The 19,513-nt window shown below is 65.1% G+C and carries 13 protein-coding genes; 8 read left to right on the top strand and 5 right to left on the bottom strand.

Annotated features, from left to right (window positions below; all coding sequences use genetic code 11):
- Nucleotides 1–13 precede the first annotated feature (13 nt).
- Complete coding sequence (locus SM755_RS15230; RefSeq protein ID WP_323173416.1) at nt 14–1,120, bottom strand: Gfo/Idh/MocA family oxidoreductase; 1,107 nt, start codon at nt 1,118–1,120, stop codon at nt 14–16.
- Between the two features lie 2 nt (nt 1,121–1,122).
- Nucleotides 1,123–2,103 carry an LLM class flavin-dependent oxidoreductase gene (locus SM755_RS15235; protein WP_323173417.1) on the bottom strand — a complete coding sequence of 327 codons (981 nt, stop codon included), beginning with the start codon at nt 2,101–2,103 and terminating at the stop codon, nt 1,123–1,125.
- Between the two features lie 226 nt (nt 2,104–2,329).
- Here SM755_RS15235 and SM755_RS15240 point away from each other — a divergent pair, with 226 nt between their 5' ends.
- The gene (locus SM755_RS15240) at nt 2,330–3,580 is read left to right on the top strand and encodes an Nramp family divalent metal transporter (protein WP_323173418.1); all 1,251 of its coding nucleotides are present in this window, start codon (nt 2,330–2,332) and stop codon (nt 3,578–3,580) included.
- Between the two features lie 225 nt (nt 3,581–3,805).
- Nucleotides 3,806–4,669, top strand: a complete 864-nt coding sequence (locus SM755_RS15245) for a sugar phosphate isomerase/epimerase (protein ID WP_323173419.1) — start codon at nt 3,806–3,808, stop codon at nt 4,667–4,669.
- A gap of 9 nt (nt 4,670–4,678) precedes the next feature.
- Here SM755_RS15245 and SM755_RS15250 read toward each other — a convergent pair whose 3' ends face one another.
- The gene (locus SM755_RS15250) at nt 4,679–6,157 is read right to left on the bottom strand and encodes a sulfatase (RefSeq protein ID WP_323173420.1); all 1,479 of its coding nucleotides are present in this window, start codon (nt 6,155–6,157) and stop codon (nt 4,679–4,681) included.
- Nucleotides 6,158–6,310: 153 nt separating this feature from the next.
- Here SM755_RS15250 and SM755_RS15255 point away from each other — a divergent pair, with 153 nt between their 5' ends.
- Together SM755_RS15255 and SM755_RS15260 are read left to right on the top strand one after the other, a co-directional pair.
- Nucleotides 6,311–7,459 (top strand): GNAT family N-acetyltransferase, encoded by a 1,149-nt coding sequence (locus SM755_RS15255; RefSeq protein ID WP_323173421.1) that lies wholly within the window; start codon nt 6,311–6,313, stop codon nt 7,457–7,459.
- 193 nt (nt 7,460–7,652) lie between these two features.
- Nucleotides 7,653–8,546, top strand: coding sequence for a Gfo/Idh/MocA family oxidoreductase (locus tag SM755_RS15260; RefSeq protein WP_323173422.1), 894 nt, complete (start codon nt 7,653–7,655; stop codon nt 8,544–8,546).
- 72 nt (nt 8,547–8,618) lie between these two features.
- On the opposite strand, the gene SM755_RS15265 is transcribed toward SM755_RS15260, so the two are convergent.
- A complete protein-coding gene (locus tag SM755_RS15265) occupies nt 8,619–9,710 on the bottom strand; it encodes a Gfo/Idh/MocA family oxidoreductase (protein ID WP_323173423.1) in 1,092 nt (363 codons plus the stop codon).
- A 135-nt stretch (nt 9,711–9,845) separates the two neighbouring features.
- Between SM755_RS15265 and SM755_RS15270 the strand changes: the two genes are divergently transcribed.
- Genes SM755_RS15270 through SM755_RS15285 form a run of 4 tightly spaced genes read left to right on the top strand, consistent with a single transcriptional unit; the run spans nt 9,846 to nt 15,634 of the window.
- On the top strand, nt 9,846–11,012 hold the full coding sequence (locus tag SM755_RS15270) for a HEAT repeat domain-containing protein (protein ID WP_323173424.1): 1,167 nt from the start codon (nt 9,846–9,848) through the stop codon (nt 11,010–11,012).
- A gap of 28 nt (nt 11,013–11,040) precedes the next feature.
- Nucleotides 11,041–12,750, top strand: a complete 1,710-nt coding sequence (locus SM755_RS15275) for a family 20 glycosylhydrolase (RefSeq protein WP_323173425.1) — start codon at nt 11,041–11,043, stop codon at nt 12,748–12,750.
- A 46-nt stretch (nt 12,751–12,796) separates the two neighbouring features.
- The gene (locus SM755_RS15280; protein WP_323173426.1) at nt 12,797–14,845 is read left to right on the top strand and encodes an acetylxylan esterase; all 2,049 of its coding nucleotides are present in this window, start codon (nt 12,797–12,799) and stop codon (nt 14,843–14,845) included.
- Between the two features lie 24 nt (nt 14,846–14,869).
- Nucleotides 14,870–15,634, top strand: a complete 765-nt coding sequence (locus SM755_RS15285; RefSeq protein ID WP_323173427.1) for a sugar phosphate isomerase/epimerase family protein — start codon at nt 14,870–14,872, stop codon at nt 15,632–15,634.
- A gap of 59 nt (nt 15,635–15,693) precedes the next feature.
- Here the strand turns inward: SM755_RS15285 and SM755_RS15290 are convergent, their stop codons facing one another.
- Entirely contained in the window at nt 15,694–19,449 is a 3,756-nt protein-coding gene (locus tag SM755_RS15290) for a hypothetical protein (protein WP_323173428.1), read from the bottom strand.
- Between the last annotated feature and the right edge of the window lie 64 nt (nt 19,450–19,513).

Consider the following 19,513-nt stretch of genomic DNA (forward strand, 5'->3'; position numbering starts at 1 on the left):
ACGAGTCGGCGAACTACTTCTCGACTGTCACCCACCGATCCGTCTCGGCCGATTCGTACGCCGCATCGAGAACCCGGAGAACGGTCAGGGCGTCCTCAAGGGTGACGGGCGGTTCCGCATCGGCTTCGCAGGCCGCAAAGAATTCCCGGACGAACTCTCGGCCCCACGTACCGCCGTAGCCGGCTCCCGGCTCGTACTCGTGCGTGATCGTCCGGTGTGGCGTTGCGCTCCAGTCGTCGTCCGCCGACTCGAGTTCGAGTTCGGTCTCGCCGTCGAAGCCGAAGGTCCGACCCATCGGATTCCAGTTGCTTCGGCCGCCGCTGCCGTAGAGATTGAGCTGGGTGTCATAGATTCCGTCACGCAGGTAGTAGCCGCAGTGGACGGTCCCGAGCGTTCCGGTTCCGGTCTCAAGCTGGAGCGTTGCGCCGTCTTCGATGTCGACTCCGTCGAACCCCGCGGTCATGCTAGCGTTCACCCGGGCGATCGGTGCCTCGAGGAGCCAAGTGAGTAACTGGATCCAGTGGATGCCGAGCCACTGGAGGATGCCGCCGCGGCTCGCGTCCCTGTCGAAGACGAAGTGGTCGGTGTTTCGGTACGCGAGCTGCGAGGCGACGAACCGCGCCTCGAACCCGCGGAGGTCGCCGAAGAAGCCGTCGTCCAGGTGGGACTTCAGCTGCGCGGCGATCGGGTGGCTCTGCCACGGGTAGGAGACACAAACCGTCGCGTCGGTCCGGGCCTCGAGGTCGAGCAGCGGCTCGAGTTCGGCGGCGGTTCGGCCCGCCGGCTTCTCCGTGTAGATGTCGACGCCGCGCTCGAGGGCCTGTTCGACGGCCGCCGGCGTGTCCCGGTTCGAGAGCGTCAGGAACACCGCGTCGACGGCGGCGTCGGCGAGCATCGTTTCGAGGTCGCCGTAGACTGGTACGTCGCCGAGGCTCGCCACGGAGTCGACGTCGAACGCGTCGTTCGGCTCACAGGCGCAGGTCACCGTCGCCGGTAGCGTCTCGAGGGTCCGCAGGTACGGCTCGGCGTGGTGGTGGTCGAGACCGACGTAGCCGACGGTTGGAGCCTCCGTCCCGTCACCAATAGTGCCGTTGCCAGTCTCAGTGTCTGATCCGGCCATGGTCACTCGAACGCAGGGATGACTTCGTCGCCGAAGCGCTCGAGCGTCTCGAGGGTCGTGCCCTGGGGCTGCCCGGGGAACTGACAGCGGACGTACACCTGGTCGACGCCGAGCTCCTCGTACTCGCGAAGTTGCTCGATACAGTCCGCGGGCGAGCCGATAGCGAACTTCTCTTCGAGATCATCGTAGTCGACCTCGACCTCGTGTTCGTCCATATATGTCTGGCCCCAGCGGGCGTACATCTGGTAGAGCTTCAGGAGGTAGGGCTCGATGGTATCTCTCGCCTCCTCGACGGAGTCGGCGACGAAGCAGTCGCGCATAAGGATGACGTCGTTGTCCTCGCGATCCATATCGAACTCCTCGAGCGAGGATTCGTAGACGTCTATCTGCTCCTCGAGGTCGGCCGTCGTCGAGGAGGCACTTGCGATCCAGGCGTCGCCGCGGTAGGCCGCTCGTTTGATCGCGATGTCTGCGTGGCCGCCGATCCAGACCGGCAGCTCCCCTTCCGGGCGAGGGCTGACGAACACATCCTCGAACGACCACTGATCGCCGTCGTGGGTAACGCTCTCTTCGCTCCACAGCCGCTTGAGCACGTGCAGCGATTCGATCATCGCTTTCGATCGTTCCTCCATGTCGATCCCGAACGGTTCGATCTCGCGCTCGCGGTAACCGACCGCGGCGCCAAAGTGCATGCGCCCGCCTGAGAGTCGGTCGATCATCGCGACGTACTCGGCGAGGTGCAGCGGGTTGTACAGCATCGGCAGCATAGCCATCGTCGAGAGATCGAGCGTCTCGGTTCGCGCCGCGATCCCCGAGAGCGCCGTGATCGGCTCGACGACGCCCTCGTCGTGGACGTGTCGCTCGCCGAGCGAGACGCCGTCGAAGCCGACATCCTCGATCAGTTCGGCTTGCTCGTACAGACCGGCGGCCTCGAACTCGTCGTCGGGCGTGTAGTACTGATTCAAAAAAACGCCGAACTTCACGCTCGCATCACCTCGTTCTCGGTTCCGTTGGTCGCGGCGAGAAGAATTCTGTCGTCGGTGCGGCGGAGGGACCGTGGTCTCTCCCCGAACACATGGCTGTTTACAGGCATTCGTTGATCTAGCTTGACGAACTAGTTCCTAATGTAGCTTGCGGCGCGTGTAATCCACTCATGACGGACTGTCTCGCCGGTAGTTATTTATGATACGTCATCACGTACCAATATATATGGCGACACGCATCTCGGGTGCCATAACGGGCGGGACGGTGTGGAATCAACTGCGGGCGCTCGGACCGGCGCTCGTTCTCGCAGCAGTCGTCGTCGGTCCGGGGAGCATCGCGCTCAGCACAATCGCTGGAAGTACGTACGGCTACCAGCTGCTTTGGGTACCGATCGCGACGACAATCTTCATGATCACGTACACGTGGATGGCCGCGCGGATCGGGCTGGTGACCGGCGAGACGATCCTGCAAGTCGCAAGGAGACGATACGGGTCGGCGGTCGCGACGGCCGGCGGGTTCTTCGGCTTCCTCGCGATCCTCGCGTTCCAGGCCGGGAACAACGCCGGAATCGGGTTCGCGACGAATGCGCTCGTTGGCTACGACATTCGCCTGTGGGCCGCAATCTTCTCGCTCGCCGCGATCGGCTTCCTCTGGTTGCCCGACCTGTACGACAAGGTCGAACTGCTGGTGAAGGCCGTCGTCGGTGTCATGCTGCTCGCGTTCGTTGGGACGCTCGCAACCGTCGGCTTCGACATCCGGGCCGGCGCGACCGGTATCGTACCGACCATCCCCGATGTGGACGCCGCGCTCCTCGCGCTCGGGATGGCCGCGACGACCTTCTCCATCGCCGCGGCGACCTACCAGAGCTACCTGGTGCACGAGAAGGACTGGGGCATCGACCAGCTGTCAGAGAAAGGGATGGACAGCATCCTCGGGATCGCCGTGCTGGGACTCATCGTCACGGTCATCCTCCTGACCAGCGCGAGCGTCATCTCCGGGACGGGCGAACCGGCCTTCTCGGCGACGGATATGGCCACCCAGCTCGAGCCCGTCGCCGGATCGGGTGCGTTCTACCTGTTCACATTCGGGTTCTTCTTCGCAAGCCTCTCGTCGCTCGTCGTCAACGCGCTCATCGGGGCGACACTGCTGGTCGACGGACTCGGCCTCGATCCCTCGATGGACGGTCGTCCGGTCAAGATCTGGTCGACGGTTGCCGTGGTGTTCGGACTCGTCGTCGTCCTGATCTTCGAGGGCGATCCGGTCGAACTGCTCCGCATCGCCCAGGCAGCCGCCGTGGTCGCGTTCCCGATCCTCGGCTTCCTCATCCTCGCGCTCGCCAGCAGCGACGACGTCATGGGGTCGCACTCGAACGGCCGCTTCGCCACCGTTCTTGGCGTCGTCGGCTACCTCGCCATCGTCGGGATCGTCGGCAACTACCTCTACGAAGTCGTCTCCGAACTCGTGCAGTATCTCTGACGCGGTGCCTTCGGCAACAGCACCGCTGTCGGCTGGTTTCTCGTGGGTCGAAATAACGGCCGTTCGGAGCGGAGCCCCTCGCTACAGTTTCGCAACGAACTCGACCTCGGCGCCGATGTTCTCGAGTCCGTGCGATCTGGTCCTCGATGCTCTCGACCTCGACGTCGGTAAGCGAGACTGATCGTACACCAGACTTTAAGGTTCAGCGGTGCGATCGTAGTCGCAATGGCGATACGGACAGCCCTGTTTAGCAAGGTGCTTCGCGACCGCTCGCTCGAGGAGGCGGCCGAACTCGTAGCGGAGATCGGTTACGATGGGTTCGAGCCGATGTGCCGAGACCCCCATCTCGACGCAGACCGTTCGCTTAAAGAGGTACTCGCATTCCGCAATCATCTCGACGACCTCGGCCTCGAGGTCCCGTGTCTGGCAACGTACACCGGTCACTACGTCGGCAAGACCCGGGAAGAGTGTGAGGCGGAACTTGAGACGTTCGAACGGTTCCTCGAGTTCGCGGACGCGCTCGACTGCGGACTCATCAGGCACGGTCCCGGCGGACCGCCGGTCCGGGAGGCGACCGACGACGACTACGAGCACGCCGCGTCGTGGCTCGCTCGCGCCGCCGACCGCGCCGCCGAGTACGACGTGACGATCGGCATCGAAATTCACGCGCACACAATCGCCGAGACGGTCGACTCGACGCAACGACTCTTGGCGGAGATCGACCGCAAGAACGTTGGCGCGATTCACGACGCTGGGAACATGTACATCACGCTCGACGACTTCGGACTGGCGTCGGTGCGCGAACTCGGGGACGACCTCGTCCACGTCCACGTCAAGGACGAGCAGCGGATCGACGATCCGGACCGGCCGGGCGCGTTCGAACTCGAAACTGACGACGGGCTTGAGACGTTCCAGCCGCGGCTGCTCGGTGAGGGCGCCGTCGACCACGGCCCGCTGTTCGACGCACTTGCGGAGGCGGGGTACGATGGCTACGTCACCGATGAGTGCCACGTTCCGCGGGACGACCTCGAGGACGAACGCGAGGTCGCCGAGCACGAACTCGCGGAGCTGAACCGGTTGCTCGGCTGAGTATCTCCGTTACTCGAGTCGGTCGCGAATTTCCGCCGCGTGTTCCTCGCGACCCGTTTCTTCGAGGTGGCTGGCGTAGTCGTCTACCCGGTCCCAGGTGTAGTAGGGTCCCTTCTCGCGGAGTACCTGCCACATCGGGTCGGTGACGCCGTTCGGGGCGTCCGGATTGCCGCCGCGCTCGCCGCGGGCCGCCTCGAGCAGTCGGTCGTCGTGCCAGCGCTGCAGCCTGGCCAGCCCGTCATTGACGACGTTCGGCTTCGCCGTGGAGAGATCAGTCGTCTCGTGTGGGTCGGCGGCGAGGTCGAACAGCATGACGTCCTCGAGGCGGCTCCGATAGGCATCGTGGTAGGTACGGAGCAACAGCCAGTCGTCCCAGCGAACGCCCCGCTGGCACGTCCACGCCCCCTGACTGACGATCAGTTCGTCGCGCCCGTCCGCGGAGCCGTTGATAACTGCGTCGACGAACGAGCGGCCGTCCCAGCCCTCGGGCACGTCGCCGCCGACGAGATCGACGAGCGTGGGTGCAAGATCGAGCTGGTAGCGCAGATCGTCGTCGGTTCCTGGCTCGACTTCGGGACCGCGAACAATAAGGGGGACCCGACACGTCATATTGTCGGCCAGTTGATGGTCTCCGTAGACGTTGAGTTCGCCGAGATTCTCGCCGTGGTCGCCGCTGATCACGACGAGCGTTTCCTCGAGAACGTCCCGCTCGCGGAGGAGATCGATCAGTTTCCCGATGTAGTGATCCATGTAGCGGACGCCGACATCGTAGCCGTCGATCATCGTCTTGAACTCCTCGCGAGAGGAGATCTCCGGCGGCATCCGCGGGCGGTCCCACGACCTGACCCACCCTTTGAGATCCTGCGCACTGTGGGGACCCGACTCCTGGTAGTGCTGCTCGATCAGGTCCTCGGTCAACCACTCTGGTGCGGGCTCGTCGGCGAACGGGTTTCCGTACTCCGCCGGGGTGCGATAGGGCGTGTGTGGATCCCAGAAGTTGACGTGGCAGTACCAGTCGTCTTCCGTCGCGTGCGCCTCGAGCCAGTCGCGGGCATAGGGGTACACCTCGTCGGCGCGCTCGCCACCGTTGCCCCCGGTGTCGTACAGCTCCCGAAATCCTTCGACCACCTGCCAGCCGTCATGACGGTCCGGAAACGGACTGATCATCGTCGTGTGAATTCCCGCGTTGTTCAGTGCCGACGCGAGCGTCCTGAACCGGCCCGGGTAGTTCGCGCGCCGACTCGAGCCGTGGCGTCGAGGATCCGCGTTGCGGCCGCCGTGGTTGATCACGCCCGTGTGGATCCCAAATCGGCCCGTGTAGAACGCCGTCCGCGAGGGGAGACAGGGCGCGTCAGAAGTATAGACAGTGGTGAACGTTCGCCCTTCTGCCGACAGGTCGTCGATGTTGGGCGACGTCTCGCGGTGGTAGCCGTAGCAGCCAAGGTGATCCGGCCGCAACGAGTCGCAGTCGATGTACAGTATCCGCATGCACCGATAACGGCCAGTATCGATAAAATAAGTTTCCCCGAGCAACTCGTCGCTCCGTCCTTCGACAACCGGAGTTGCGTTCCGCAGTTGGCCGCTGCAGAGCACACCGCTGACAAAGCTTTTGTGACAGGACTTCCTCTGGCTCGGTATCGCATGGCAGACACTGAGAGTCCGCGGCTCGCGACCGCGGACGACTTCCACGAAATGACGGCGCTGCTCGATCGACACTTCGCCTACGAGCGCTACGGAATGGCCGCTCGACTCCCGTTCTGCTACGACTCGGAACGCAGCGAACGCCACGCTATCATCGAGAAGGACGGGGAGATCGTGAGTCACATTGCCGCGATACCGCAGACGCTCGTCGTCGGCGAGGGAACCGTCGAGTGCTGGGGGATCGGCGGCGTCGCGACCGACAAACGGTACCGCGGAAACGGGTATATGAGTCAGCTGCTCGAGTTCTGGCTCGATCGGATGGACGACGCCGGCGTCCCGCTGTCGGAACTCAGCGGGAACCGCCAGCGCTACAACCACTTCGGGTACGAGAACGCCGGCGCGGAACTCCGGTACACGATCTCGAAACGCTCGTTCGCGACGACGCCCGAACCCGCGGTCGACACCGTCGTAACTCACGACGGATCGGACGCACACCTCGAGGTGCTCCGCGGGATCCACGGCCAAGAACCGTACCGCGTTCGGCGCGACCGGGAGCGAAGCCGGATTACGTTCGGCCAACGCGGGCTCGAGACGCTCCTGTACAAGGACGACAGCGACCCAGCGTACCTCAGCCTCACACGGGAGAGTCGTAGCCGCACGATAAAGGAATTCGGCGGCTCCGAACACGGCCTCGAGGCGCTGCTCGGCCACGTGCTCGCGATGTACGACCTGAACGATCTGACGGCCTGTGTCCATCCGCGTCACCCGCTCGACGACGTGTTTCACCGCCATAGCCGGTTCTGGCAACAGCGACCGCACCGGAAGTTGAACATCCGGGATCTGTCCGCACTCCTCGAGGCCTTCGAGGGACAGTTCGAGCGGCGCTGGCGCGACGGGGATCGGACCGAGACCGGTGAAATCTCGCTGGCGCTCGAAGAAGAGGAGGCAGCTGTTCAGCTCTCGTACGGTCCGGGACGCGTGACGGTCGAGCGCGTCGCCGACGATCCCGATCTCTCGCTCGATCGAATTTCGATGACGGGCTTGCTGTTCGGCTTCCACGATCGGAAGCGCACGCTCCGACAACAGGACCCGTTCCTCGAGGCGACACTCCCGCTCCAGTTCTACATCTGGCCGACGGAGCACGTCTAGAACGTCACGGCCGTTCAACCGGTCCGGTCGCAAGGCTACCCGGTCGCGAGCCGCAACGACGGTTCGCGACGACGCGGCCACACCGGCGAACTCGTTGGGTCGGTCGACCCGCGCATTCTGTCACCGAGTTCGAGGGCGAGACCCGTTTCAGCAGTAATCAGAATTATATATCAAGAAAGTAGACGTATCTACAATGATCGAGCTAGGGGTACTCGGACTAGACACCAGTCACTCGGAAACATTCGCAAACATTCTCGAAAGCCGGTCCAACGCGTCGGTTACGGCCGTCTGGGACGGCGGTGACGTCCGCGAGAGCGAGTACACGCGCGAGTTCTGCGAGCGCTACGGTGCGACCAGGTACGACGATCCGCACGCAATGATCGGCGACGTCGATGCGGCGATGGTCCTCACGGTCGACTGGAACGGGCACCGTCACCTCGCCGTGCCGTTTCTCGAAGCGGGTGTCCCGACGATGGTCGACAAACCGGTGGCAGGATCAGTCGCTGACGTGATCGCGATCGAGCGGGCGGCGGTCCGCGGCGGCGCGCCGCTGTTCGGCGGCTCGGCACTCCCGTTTCACCCGTCGGTTTCGTCGCTCGCCGAGACGATGCCGGACACAGCGTTCTCCGTCGGCTACGGAGATACGTTCTACTACGGCGTTCACCTCGTCGACAGCGTTCGACTGCTTGCGGGGACCGACTGGACGCAGGTGACGCCGAACCACGGCCCGGGTCGGGTCGCGACGATCGACTTCGCGGACGGCTCCGCGGCGACGCTCCGGTTCGACGGACCGGAGGGCGACGGCACGTTCGGCTTCCTCACGGTCGGCGAACGCACGCAAACCGTCCAGATTGGCAGTTCGACCGCCGAACTCGAGCAGATGTACGAACCGTTCTTGGATGAGTTCCTCGCGGCGGCCCGCGGTGAACGCGACGACCGAAACCGCGTCACCGACGCAGGGACGCTCCTCGTCGGCGTGCAGACTGCCCTCGAGACTGGTGATCCGGTGACACCCGACACCGGCGCGCTCGAGACGACCGAGGTCGACAGCGAGTCGTTCCTCGCCGACTACGAACCGTACTACTGAACGATCGTCACGGAGCGGCGGAAGAACGGACGCCGCTCTCGCAGGTAGCTTCGCGTCCCGCGCGCCGCTCGGTCAGGAGTCGGCGTCCGGCGCGACCTCCTCGTGGGCCGGACGGGGAGAGAGTTCGCCCGACTCGACCATCGAGACGAGCGGGTTATCGTCGATCGAGAGGGGGAACTCCACGCGCTCGCGCCGGCGCACCGACTCGTAGCAGCCGAGGATAATCTCCATCGTCGCGAACGCCCGCCGCGCGCCCAACTGGGGCTCTGCGTCCGTCTCGAGGCCGCGAATAATGTCGCCGACCGCGGCCGGGATGTCCGCCAGCGGCTCGCCCGTGTCGATCTCGTCCCACGCCGCAGCGTCGGCCGTCCGCACCCGGATCTGGGCGTTGCCGTCGGGATTGAGCTCGAGGACGCCCTCGGTCCCCACGACGCGAACGTCGCAGTCGATGAACGGGTTCTCGTCGCCGGTCGCGATGACGGCGTCGGTTCCGTCCTCGTACTGCCAGCGCACGAATGCGTGGTTCTCGTTGTGGACACCGTAACGGACGTTCTCCTTACGGTAATCGATCTGGCCCATCACCCACGCCGCGGAACGATCGTCGAGAATGGAATTACAGAGATCGACGAGGTGGGTCCCGGCGTCAAAGAGATTCTTCGTCGCGAGTTCGACGCGGGTGACCTCACCGAGGTCGCCCGCCGCGACCAGCTCCGCTGCGCGCCGGCTCGGGGTTGCGACCCGCCGCTGGTGGTTGAACGTCAGCTGGATGTCCCGTTCGTCGCAAACCGCCACCATGCGCCTGCTGTCCGCCATGGTATCGGCCATCGGTTTCTCGCAGTGGATCGCCCGCAGCCCGTCCGCGTTCGCGCAGTCGGTCACGATGTCGGCGTGGGTCGGCACCGGCGTACAGACGCTGACGATGTCGGGTTCGACCTCCCGAAGCATCCGCTCGTAGTCGGTGTAGACGTTCGCCGGATCGATCTCGTTGCGCTCGGCGAATGCGAGTGCGTTCTCCTCGACGATGTCGGCGCAAGCGACAAGCGAGCAGCGCTCGTCCCCGTCGTACGCGCTTGCGTGGTGGTACGCCATCGCCGCACTTTCGCCCCACACCGGGTTGTCCGGCTCCGGTCCTGTTCCAATGAATGCTATGTCGTAGTCTGACACGGTGCCAGAATGGTTGTGAACGTATCAACAAATAGGTACCGGACCCCTTTACTTCGGTGCTCCGTCGCCGAGTCCCGCGGTCGTCCGCTCGGCGACGGCAGTTATAAGAGGGCACGGGACTCGATACGACGTACCATGATCTCGCCCGGCGAAGACGCGACCGACCGCGCGAGTGAACTCCTGGACGCGGCAACGGCCGATCCCGCGCAGATCTCGCTCGCGCACGTCGTCGAACTGCTCGTGCTCGGCAACCCGGAGACGCGCCGACTTGCGATGAAGTGTCTCGAGGCCACGCTTGACGTCCGGCCTGAGGCGTCCGAAGCCGCCGTCACCGCGTTCGAGCGACTGCTCGAGGACGGCGATCCGCACGTCCGCCGCAGGGCGGCGCTCTCGGCGGGGGCGGCGATACAGGGGGCGGATACCGAGTCGTTCGAAGCGCTTGTCCCGCCGCTCGAGGCGATCGGAAGCGATCCCGCTGAGCCGGGTCGCGACGCCGCGGTCCGTGCGCTGGCCACGATCGGGCTCGAGCGCCCCGAATCGGTGACGGGGGCGGTTGAACTCCTTCTCGACGTCTGCCACGCTAGAGTCGTTTCGGCGGAACCACCGGCCGACGCGTCGCCGGGAGCGTCGTCGAGCGTCGGCCCGGAACGCGACCGGAGGTCGGCAACTCGCGTTCAGGCAATGGCTGGACTCACGCGGATTGCAGCCGAGCGGCCGGAGACGATCGTCGGTCACGTCGATCAGGTCGTAGCTTTGCTCGAGGACGACCACCACCTGATCCGGTCGGGAACGTGCGAGGTGCTCGAGTCGCTCGCCGAGGGCCACTCCGACGAGGTGGCCCCGTTTGTCCCGGCACTGGTCGATCGCCTCGCTTCGGACACGGACCACCCCGTTCCGTGGCGCGCGGCGGACGCGCTCAACGCCGTCGGCGGTGAGTATCCAGAGCTTGTCGGCGCAGCCCTCGGGTCAGTCGTCGACGACATCGACGCCCTCCTCAAGCGGCGCGATCCCGGAATCCGGGGGGTCGGAATCGGCCTCCTCACCTACGTCACGCAGGTCGATCCCTCGTCTGTCGAGGGGCTGCTCCCGCGCGTTCGCGAGCTCCTCGCGGACGACCACGCACCGGTTCGGGCGAACGCGGCGCTGACGCTCGGGCTAACCGGCTACAGGGATGCGGTCGACGACCTTGAGGTGCTCGTGGCGGACGACCCCGAGCCGGTGGTTCGCGACGCCGCGACGCGCGCACTCGAACGGCTCGAAGGCGAGCACGTACACGAGAACCGGCCAGTAGACAACCATTAAGGCGTCCGTCTTCATTGCTACCCACCACATGCCTTCACGCGAACTCGACGTCGTCCCCCGACCGCGTCGAGCGGACCTGATCGGCGAGGCGGTCCGTCTCGAGGCCCCATTCATGGTTGGAACGGACAACGGTGCGGGTGCGGTCGTCGCGCTGCTGTCGGACCTCCTCGAGCGCGAGACGAACGAACGGGTTGTCAGGTCGAACGAGGGGCCGGACGTTCGGCTGACGATCGACGACGCTGCCTCGAGTCTGGTCGACGACTCGGAAGGGTACGTCCTCGAGGCCGACGGGAACGGGATCATCGTTCGATCGCCGACGGCCGACGGCCTGCGACACGGCTGTCAGACCATCGTCGGGGGTCTCGAACGGCGTAATGGGGACTGGCGGTTTCCGGCCGGCGAGATCCGAGACTGGCCCGCGACCCGGTGGCGAGGGTTCATGCTCGATCCGGCGCGGGGTATTCTCCCGCTCGAACGCGTCAAACGGCGGATCGACCAGGCCGCCCGGGCGAAGCTGAATCGACTTCACCTCCACCTGCTCGATCACGAATCGTACGCCCTCGAGTCCGAGGCGTTTCCCGAACTGAACCGCGGCCCCGACGGCGAGAATCGACCGGCATACTCCCCCGAAGAGATCGAGGACCTGATCGAGTACGCCGGCCGCCACGGGATCGAGATTCTCCCCGAGGTCGACGTTCCCGGCCACGCCAGTCACGTCCTCGAAACGTACCCCGAACTTCAGTGCACCGTCGAGGACGGCGAGCCCAGCGACGGGACGTTGTGTCTCGGAACGACGCGGACGGACGAGTTCGTGGAGACGCTGCTCGGGGAAGTGATCGAGCTGTTCCCCTTCGAGACGGTCCACGTCGGTGGCGACGAGTGGGCGATGAACTGCTCGTGGAACGAGTGCTCGCGGTGCCGAGAACGGATGATCCGCGAGGGGTCGGAGACGGTCGCCGAGCACTTCTACGAGTTCGTCCGCCGGCTCCACGAGATGCTCGAGGCGAACGACCGCCGGCTGATGTGCTGGAACGACCAGATCGATATCGCCGAAGCGCCGGACGTGCCGCGGGACACGCTGGTGCAGTTCTGGCGCGTCGCCGGGAAGGGACGCGGCCCCGTCGAGGGGTGCAGCCTCGAGCGGTTCCTCGAGGAGGAGTTCGAGGTCGTCAACTCGTACGTCTACGCAGCCTACGTCAACGGCTGGATCTCGGAAGAGTACCTGCTCGGCTGGGAACCGCGGAGTCGCCCGTCCATTCCGGACGAACGAGCGGAACAGGTGATTGGCGGCGAACTCCTGGCGTGGGAGCCCGCCGCCGAGGAGACCCGCGAGTACTTCGAACGCGCGCTTCCGTCGGCGATTCCCGTCTTTGCCGACCGACTCTGGAACCCCGACCCGATCGCGGACCGTCGATCGTTCGCGACAGCGCTGACACGACACGCGCTCGGCCCGTTCGTCCCCGCTGGCTTCGATATCTACCGTGAACTCGGCGGGACGATCCTCCCGACGGAAGGGGAGAACGCCCCCTCACCGCCGGCCCACGCGCACCGCTCGTTCAGGGATCGGTCCCCGCGCGAGGCCCGCGACGACTACGAAGACACCCTCGAGACGCTCGGGTCGCTTTCGGAAGCGGATGAGGTGGTTTATCCGGAGACGGCGACGGCGTACCGAGACTGTCTCGAGTGGCTCGTCGGGGTCGCCGACCGGGAGGGGCGCGGCGTGATCGACCGCCCCTGAGGACCCGAACTTATAATCCGTCCTACTGCTAGTATCGGACCGTTCAATGAGACAGTTCGACGAGAACGTCGACGGCTACTACGACGTAGAGAACCAGCTGCCGCGGTACCTCCGGCGGCTGGCCGAACCGCAATTCGAGCGCGGCGACGAGCGTCGGGAGGCAATCGACTCGGTCGCGGCGGCCGAGGAACACCGCGAGCGTGTCCGCAAGGACTTCCTCGAGGCGATCGGAGGCCTGCCCGAGGAGCGGACGGACCTGAACGCGACGCGGACCGGTCGACTCGAGTACGACGGGTACGCGGTTGAGACGGTGATCTTCGAGAGTCTCCCCGGCTTTCACGTGACGACGAACGTCTACGTCCCCGAGGGTGCTTCTGCCGACGATCCTCGTCCTGCGGTCCTGTTCGTCTGCGGCCACGCCGCCACTGCGAAGACCGCCGACGGCTACCAGCAGGGGTGTATCGACCTCGCGCGCAACGGCTTCGTCGTCCTCGCGATGGATCCGATCGGCCAAGGCGAGCGCCACCAGTTCTACGACTCCGAGGCGGAGTCGATTCCAATCTCCGATGACTCGCGGGACTACCCGCGGGTGAACACGCTCGAGCACACCTACCTCGCCCGTCAGTGTATGTTCGCCGGCGCGAACGTCGCGCGCTACTTCGTCTGGGACGGAATCCGCGCGCTTGACTACCTCGAGTCCCGCCCTGAGGTCGACGCCGACCGCCTCGGCGTGACCGGCAACTCCGGCGGCGGGATGCAGACCAGCTACCTCATGCTGGCCGACGACCGGATCGCCGCCGCCGCGCCGTGCTGTTTTATCACCTCGAAGGAGGCCTACATGCGGACCGGGCAAGGCCAGGACGGCGAGCAGATCATCCACCGCGCGATCGATCGCGGCCCCCGCTACGACGACTTCCTGCTGGCGTTCGCACCGAAGCCCGCGCTGATCGGGGCCTCCCAGTCCGATTTCCTCTGCATTGAGGGCACCCACCAGTCCTACGAGCGCGCCTCGAGTGTGTACAACCTCTACGAGGCGGGCGACGCGCTCGAGTTGACGGTCGCCGACTCGACCCACGGGTTCGGCCCGGAGTTACGCGAGGCGACGGTCAACTGGTTCCGACGGCACTTGGCCGGGGAGCCGCCGACGTTCGAGACAGACGATCCCTCGACCGAGGATCGGGAGCGACTTCGGTGCACCGAGGCCGGCGAGGTCAGGGATGCATACCCCGACGGCCGAACTGTCGTTGATCTCAACCGGGAGTACCTCGCAGAGACCGCGCCAGAGGCCGCGACGGCTCCGGCGGTCGATGACACGGACGACTACACCTGCCAGCTCCGCGAACGCCTCGTCGACCGGTTCGACCTTGAGCGCGACCGACCCGATCTGTACCCGCGGACGATCGAGACCGAGCGCAACGGCGACGTAACGTGGGAGAAGGTGTTTTTCCCGAGCGAGCGGGAGGTCATCGTTACGGCGATCATCGCGACCGTCGACGACGGCGGGACCGAGGAGCCGCTCGTCCTGCTGCTCGAGGAGGGGACCGACGAGATTGAGGAACGCCGCGAGGAGGTCGCGGCGCTCGCGCGCAAACACGGCACCGTCGTCGTCACCGACCCTCGCGGCGTCGGGGGCGTTTGCGCACGCGACGTCAACACGCGGCTGCAGAACGGTGGCGACTACTACGACTATCATGGCACCGTGTACAAGCTCGCCTCCGACGCGCTGATGCTCGGCACGTCACTGCTCGCGCTGCAGACGTTCGACATCCTCCGTGCGACCGAGTACCTCCGCTCTCGACTCGACGAGGGTAACACGGAACTCGCGATCGAGAGTCGCGGTCCGTGGGGGGTCCAGGCATTGCTCACGGCGGTCGTCGAACCGTCGATCCGGACGGTATCGGCCGTCGAACCGTTCCCCTCGTTCCACGAGCAGGCTACAACCGCGGAGATCCCGGTCGATCACCGGCTGAACGTCCACGGGATCGTCGGCGAGTTCGATATTCCGCAACTGCTGCCGGCGCTCGAGGACCGCGACATCGACTGGGACGGCGACCTCTCGCGGTACCGCCACCCGTCGGCCGACGAAACAGTTTAGCCCGCTCGCACTCACGCGTTTCTCATGCAGATCGGACTCTGTACGATCTCGAACCAGGACGCGAGCGTCGATGCCGTAATTCGCCAGGCCGGCGAGACGGGCTACGACGGCGTCGAAGTGTGGGGCAAAGACCATGTCGGCAATGGCGATCCGGAGACGTGTCGGTCGATCCGCGAGACCGCCCGCGAAGCGGACGTCGAGATCCCTGTCTACAGTTCGTACCTGCGCGTCGGCTCACCCGACTTCGGCGAGACGGTCGAGCGTGAACTCGAGATCGCGCGTCGACTGGACGCGGATCTGGTCCGCGTCTGGGCCGGCAGCCAGGAGTACGGTAACCACGACGAGGCACACTGGGAGCAGGCGGTTGCGGATCTTGAGCGGACGAGCCGCCTCGCGGCCGATCGGGGGATCGGCGTCACAGTCGAGAAGCACGCGAACACGCTCACGAACGACGGCGAAGGCGCGCGACGGCTTCTCGAGGCGGTCGACCGCGAGAACTGCTGGCTCAATTGGCAGCCCACGTTCTCGATGGAGCCCGACGCGCTGGTCGAGACGGCCCGCAACCTCGCGCCGCTCTCGAATAACGCACACGTCCAGGCGGTTCCGAAACGGGGCTCTCGCGACCGTTGCCCGCTCGAAGACGCTTTCTTCGACCTCGAGGAACTGCTCGGGATCTTCGAGGACGCCAGCTTCTCCGGCTTCGTAAACGTCGAGTTCGTCGCCGACGATCGCCCCTACCGCCGGGCGATCGAGACCGACCTCGAGTACCTCCGTCGGATGTCGTCGTAGGAAGCCGTCCGCGGGTCGAAAAAGTGCGTCTCGGAACGGCCAGGGAGGAGAGATGAGGGTTACTCCCGCGACCAGGTCGACGTCAGCGGGATTCTGATGTCGTCGTTCTCCGTGATGATGTGCTCGTAACCGCCGTCCTCGAGCTGGTCCGGATCCTCGAACTGCCGGACGAGTGTCCGCTCGCCGACATCGACGGTCACCGTGTTCCCGTTACCGGTCTCCAGGTCCTCGATCGGGTACGCGCCGTTGTCGGGAGCGCGCGGTCCCTCGAGGATGGGAATCTCCGAGGTTGGCGGTCCACGCCACTGGTTCGAATCGTCGTTGTCGACGTAGACGAACCCCGCGTGCCGATCGAGTTCGTCTCGGTCGTTGGCAATTCGGAGGTCGAGTTCGTTTTCGAGGCTCATGCCGCGCGTGAAGTCCTCGATGAATCCTCGCACCTGTCCGGTCGATTCCTGCACGAGTGGCTCGCCGCCGACGGGGGCAAGCAGCGTCCCGTCGTGGACGTACGCGTACTCGGGTTGGCCGTCCTCGAGCGAGTAGACGCCGAAAAAGCCCTGGAACCTGAACGTGTCGTCGACGGTGACCGGGTTCGGTTGCCCGTCCGTACAGACGACGTAGTCGGTGCGTCCGGTCGCGAGTTCGAGTTTGAGGGCACGACTCTTCTCGCCGGTGACCGGAACGTCCTCGATCGATTCGACGACGCGGTCGCCTTCGTAGTGCTCGAGTACGGATGTGAACGTCGTCTCGAGGTCCGTACCGTGCCGGCTGAGGAACGCGTAGCGCAGACTGTCTTCCGGGGCGGTGCTTTCCGGACTGTGCGGCGGGTAGCCGTCAGCGAGGGCAACTTCGTCGAACTCGCCGAACGATGTCAGACGCAGGTGGACGTCCTCGGCGTCGTCGTCGCGGCGGTTAAAGTGGTCTGCGACGTCCCAGTCGACGACAACCTGCCGGTCGGGATCAGCGTCGCGCTCGACGGTATCGAAGTAGTTGAAGCCAGAGCCCGCCGAGTTCGGCGAGCGAGCCTGGTTATAGTCGTCGTCGGCGTACAGGACATCCGGGCCAGCCAGCGTTCCGCCGTTCTGGGCGTCGAGCTCGAGTCCCTCGGTGGAGACATCCGCCTCCGTCGCGTGGAAACTGAAGCGGTGATCGTCGCCGCCGTCGACGTGGAAGAAGTCGATCGCGTAGGAGTGCTCCTCGTCAACCGTGATCGTGGCAATCGTCCGCCGGTATTCGTCGGTTTCCTCGTAGACGTGGGGTGCTTCAACGTCGACCAGGCTCACCCGCTCGTCGTTCCCGTCGAAGTGGCGCGGGACGCCGACCCAGTGGTGGTCCTGTCCGCGCTCGTCGACCACAACCGTGTTGTGGCTGATCGTATTGTCCGTGAAGAACAGCCGCGGCGGGTGGTCGCCGGTCGCCTCTGGGTAGCCGAGGTCGCGCGAGAGCTCCATCTCGTTGGCCGCGACGCCGATCTGTAACGCGTCCCGGTGGGCGTGGGTCGTCCCGCCGGCCCCGTTCCCGTTACGACCGTAGTACATCCAGACGGCGCGCTTGGCGTTCCCCATCTCGTCAGCAGCGTCCCGCTGTTCCCGGTCGCCCTCGTCGAGCACCGTCAGGTAGTATAGCGCCATGCTGTACCCGTTCGCGTCCTCGTTACGGCCGATACACTCCCAGCGCATCTCGTTGGTGCCCGCCTGGAGGTCGAGCGGGTACGCGAGCGTCTCCTGCCCGGTCCCGTCGGCCATGAAGTCGACCGTGGCGATGTACTCATCGTTGACGTACAACTCGTAGATCCCGTACGTATCGGCGAACAGCGTCTCGATCTCGAGTTCGTACTCCGCCGCCTCGTCGACGTCGAACTCGAAGGACCACCACTCGCCGGCCTTGGTCGCCTCGAACTGGATGGCTTCCTCGAAGCTGTCGTCGACGGGTGCGGAGGCCTCAGCGAACAGCGCAGAGGTGTCGTGGGTCTCGCCGATGGACCCGATCTCGTGATTTGTGCCATCGCGAAGCGCGGCGAAGCCGAACCCGGCGAGGTTCTGACTAGACAGGTCGAGCGGTCCGTCCGCGTCGATGACCGCTTGGATATCGTCGGCAAGCCCCTCGGGTTCGGCTTCGTAGATCGATCCCCGGATGCCCGCCGTCGAGTAGCCGTTCGAGTAGTGCCAGAGCTTGGCAAAGATCGGCCGTTCCGTCGCCTCGTACCCTTCGGACACCGCGCTCTGGCTCCACTCGGTTCTCGAGGGGTGGTGGGTATCGCCGAGTGCAGGCGAGAACTCGTCGAGCAGGAGTAGGTCGGCATTGATCTTGAGTGCGTTCTGGAACTTCGGGTGCTGGTAGAGGTCGGCACCATCGAACCCGTCGTACCCCTCCAGGTTCTCGGCCACCTGCTGGATCGACGACATCCGGATCCGGTTGTACCCCAGCGATCCCTCGTGCCAGTAGCCGTCGCGATCGCACTCGTCGACGATCGGTGCGAGCACGTTCCCGCCGGTCGTGTACCAGTTCTCGGGCTCTTCGTTCCACTGATCGCCGTCGAAATACTCGTCGCCGGGCTGGAATACCCACTCGAGCGCCTCTCGCGTGTAGCCGTTCTCGCGGGTGTCGTCCTGGACGCGCGCGGAGATCGTAACCGCCGACAGCTGTCCTCGTCCCGGCGCCATGTCCGATTCCTTCGCAGCCGGAAGCATCTCTTGGAGGTAGTTCTCCTCGATGTTCTCGCGAATCTTCGCGACCGAGTCCTTCTCCGGCAGGTCGGGATACTCGTCGGTTTTGGTCTCGAGGAAGTCAACCACTGCGTCCGCGGCCTCGGCATCATCAAGTGCGGGGAAGAACGCGTCGTAGGCGACCAGCAGATTGCGTGCGAGATTGCCTTCCCAGTGGGAGCCGATGATACGACCGGTCTGGCGGCCGCCGGAATTGTTCCAGAAGCCGTGTTCTCCGCGCTGGTAGTCCCAGATCGTCATCTCGGGGTAGACATCGGCGATCCGGTCGAGGACGACCAGGCCGGCGATCGCGTATTCCGACTCCTCGGTGAGCAGGTACGCGTCGACGAGGGCGTTGACGAGTCGTCTGATCCCGCCGGGTCGCCACGTGAACCAGTGGTTGTAGTACGCGACGAAGTTCCAGCGGTTCCCCTCGCCACCGCCGAGGTCGTCGTCCTGGTCGTGCCAGCCCCAGCCGTCGTCGACGCCCCAGCCCTCGCCCATCTCGGGGTGTTCCTCGTTGACCAGCAAGGAATCGTCGGCCAGCTCAGGATCGAACATGCCGCGGTCGTCCAGCCCGCTGTTCCGGTAGGCCCCGAAGTCGTTCGTCGGCACGATCAGGTTCCCCTCTCCGTGGGGGTTCTCAACCGTCGTTTCGATCTTCCAGAGACGGTCCGTTCCGGGCTGGCTGTGTCCGCCAAGGATGCGGCGCTCGAACGTCTCGCCGCCGCCGCGAGGGATCTTCTGGGACGTGACCAGCTTCCAGAGGCTCTCGAGGTCCGGCCCATATTGTTCGAGACGCGTGTCGGCCTCGCTAACCGCGCTGTCGCGCTGGCTCTCGGCCCAGTTGTACCGATCGATATTCGTCTGCGCGTTCGTCCGCATCTTCTCGGTCCACATCGTTGGCCGAGTCTTCAGGTGATACCGCTCGTCGTTCTCGGCCGCTGCGGCGGTGTCGCCGATCGAGACGAGTCCGCCGAACGCTCCGGCACCCGTTGTCGCAAGTATCGATCGTCGCGACAGATCAAACGCATCCCCGCTATTGGCTACCGAACACAATCGCTCTCGAGACCAGGGGCTATCGACCTGGTCACGTATGTCTCGTGTCATCAATGAGCACATCACCGTAACCAATAAAATAAGCTTCGGTTACATAAGTCCTGAGTGAAATTTA

Source organism: Natrialba sp. PRR66 (genome assembly GCF_034808065.1).
In the GTDB taxonomy this organism is placed as follows: domain Archaea; phylum Halobacteriota; class Halobacteria; order Halobacteriales; family Natrialbaceae; genus Natrialba; species Natrialba aegyptia.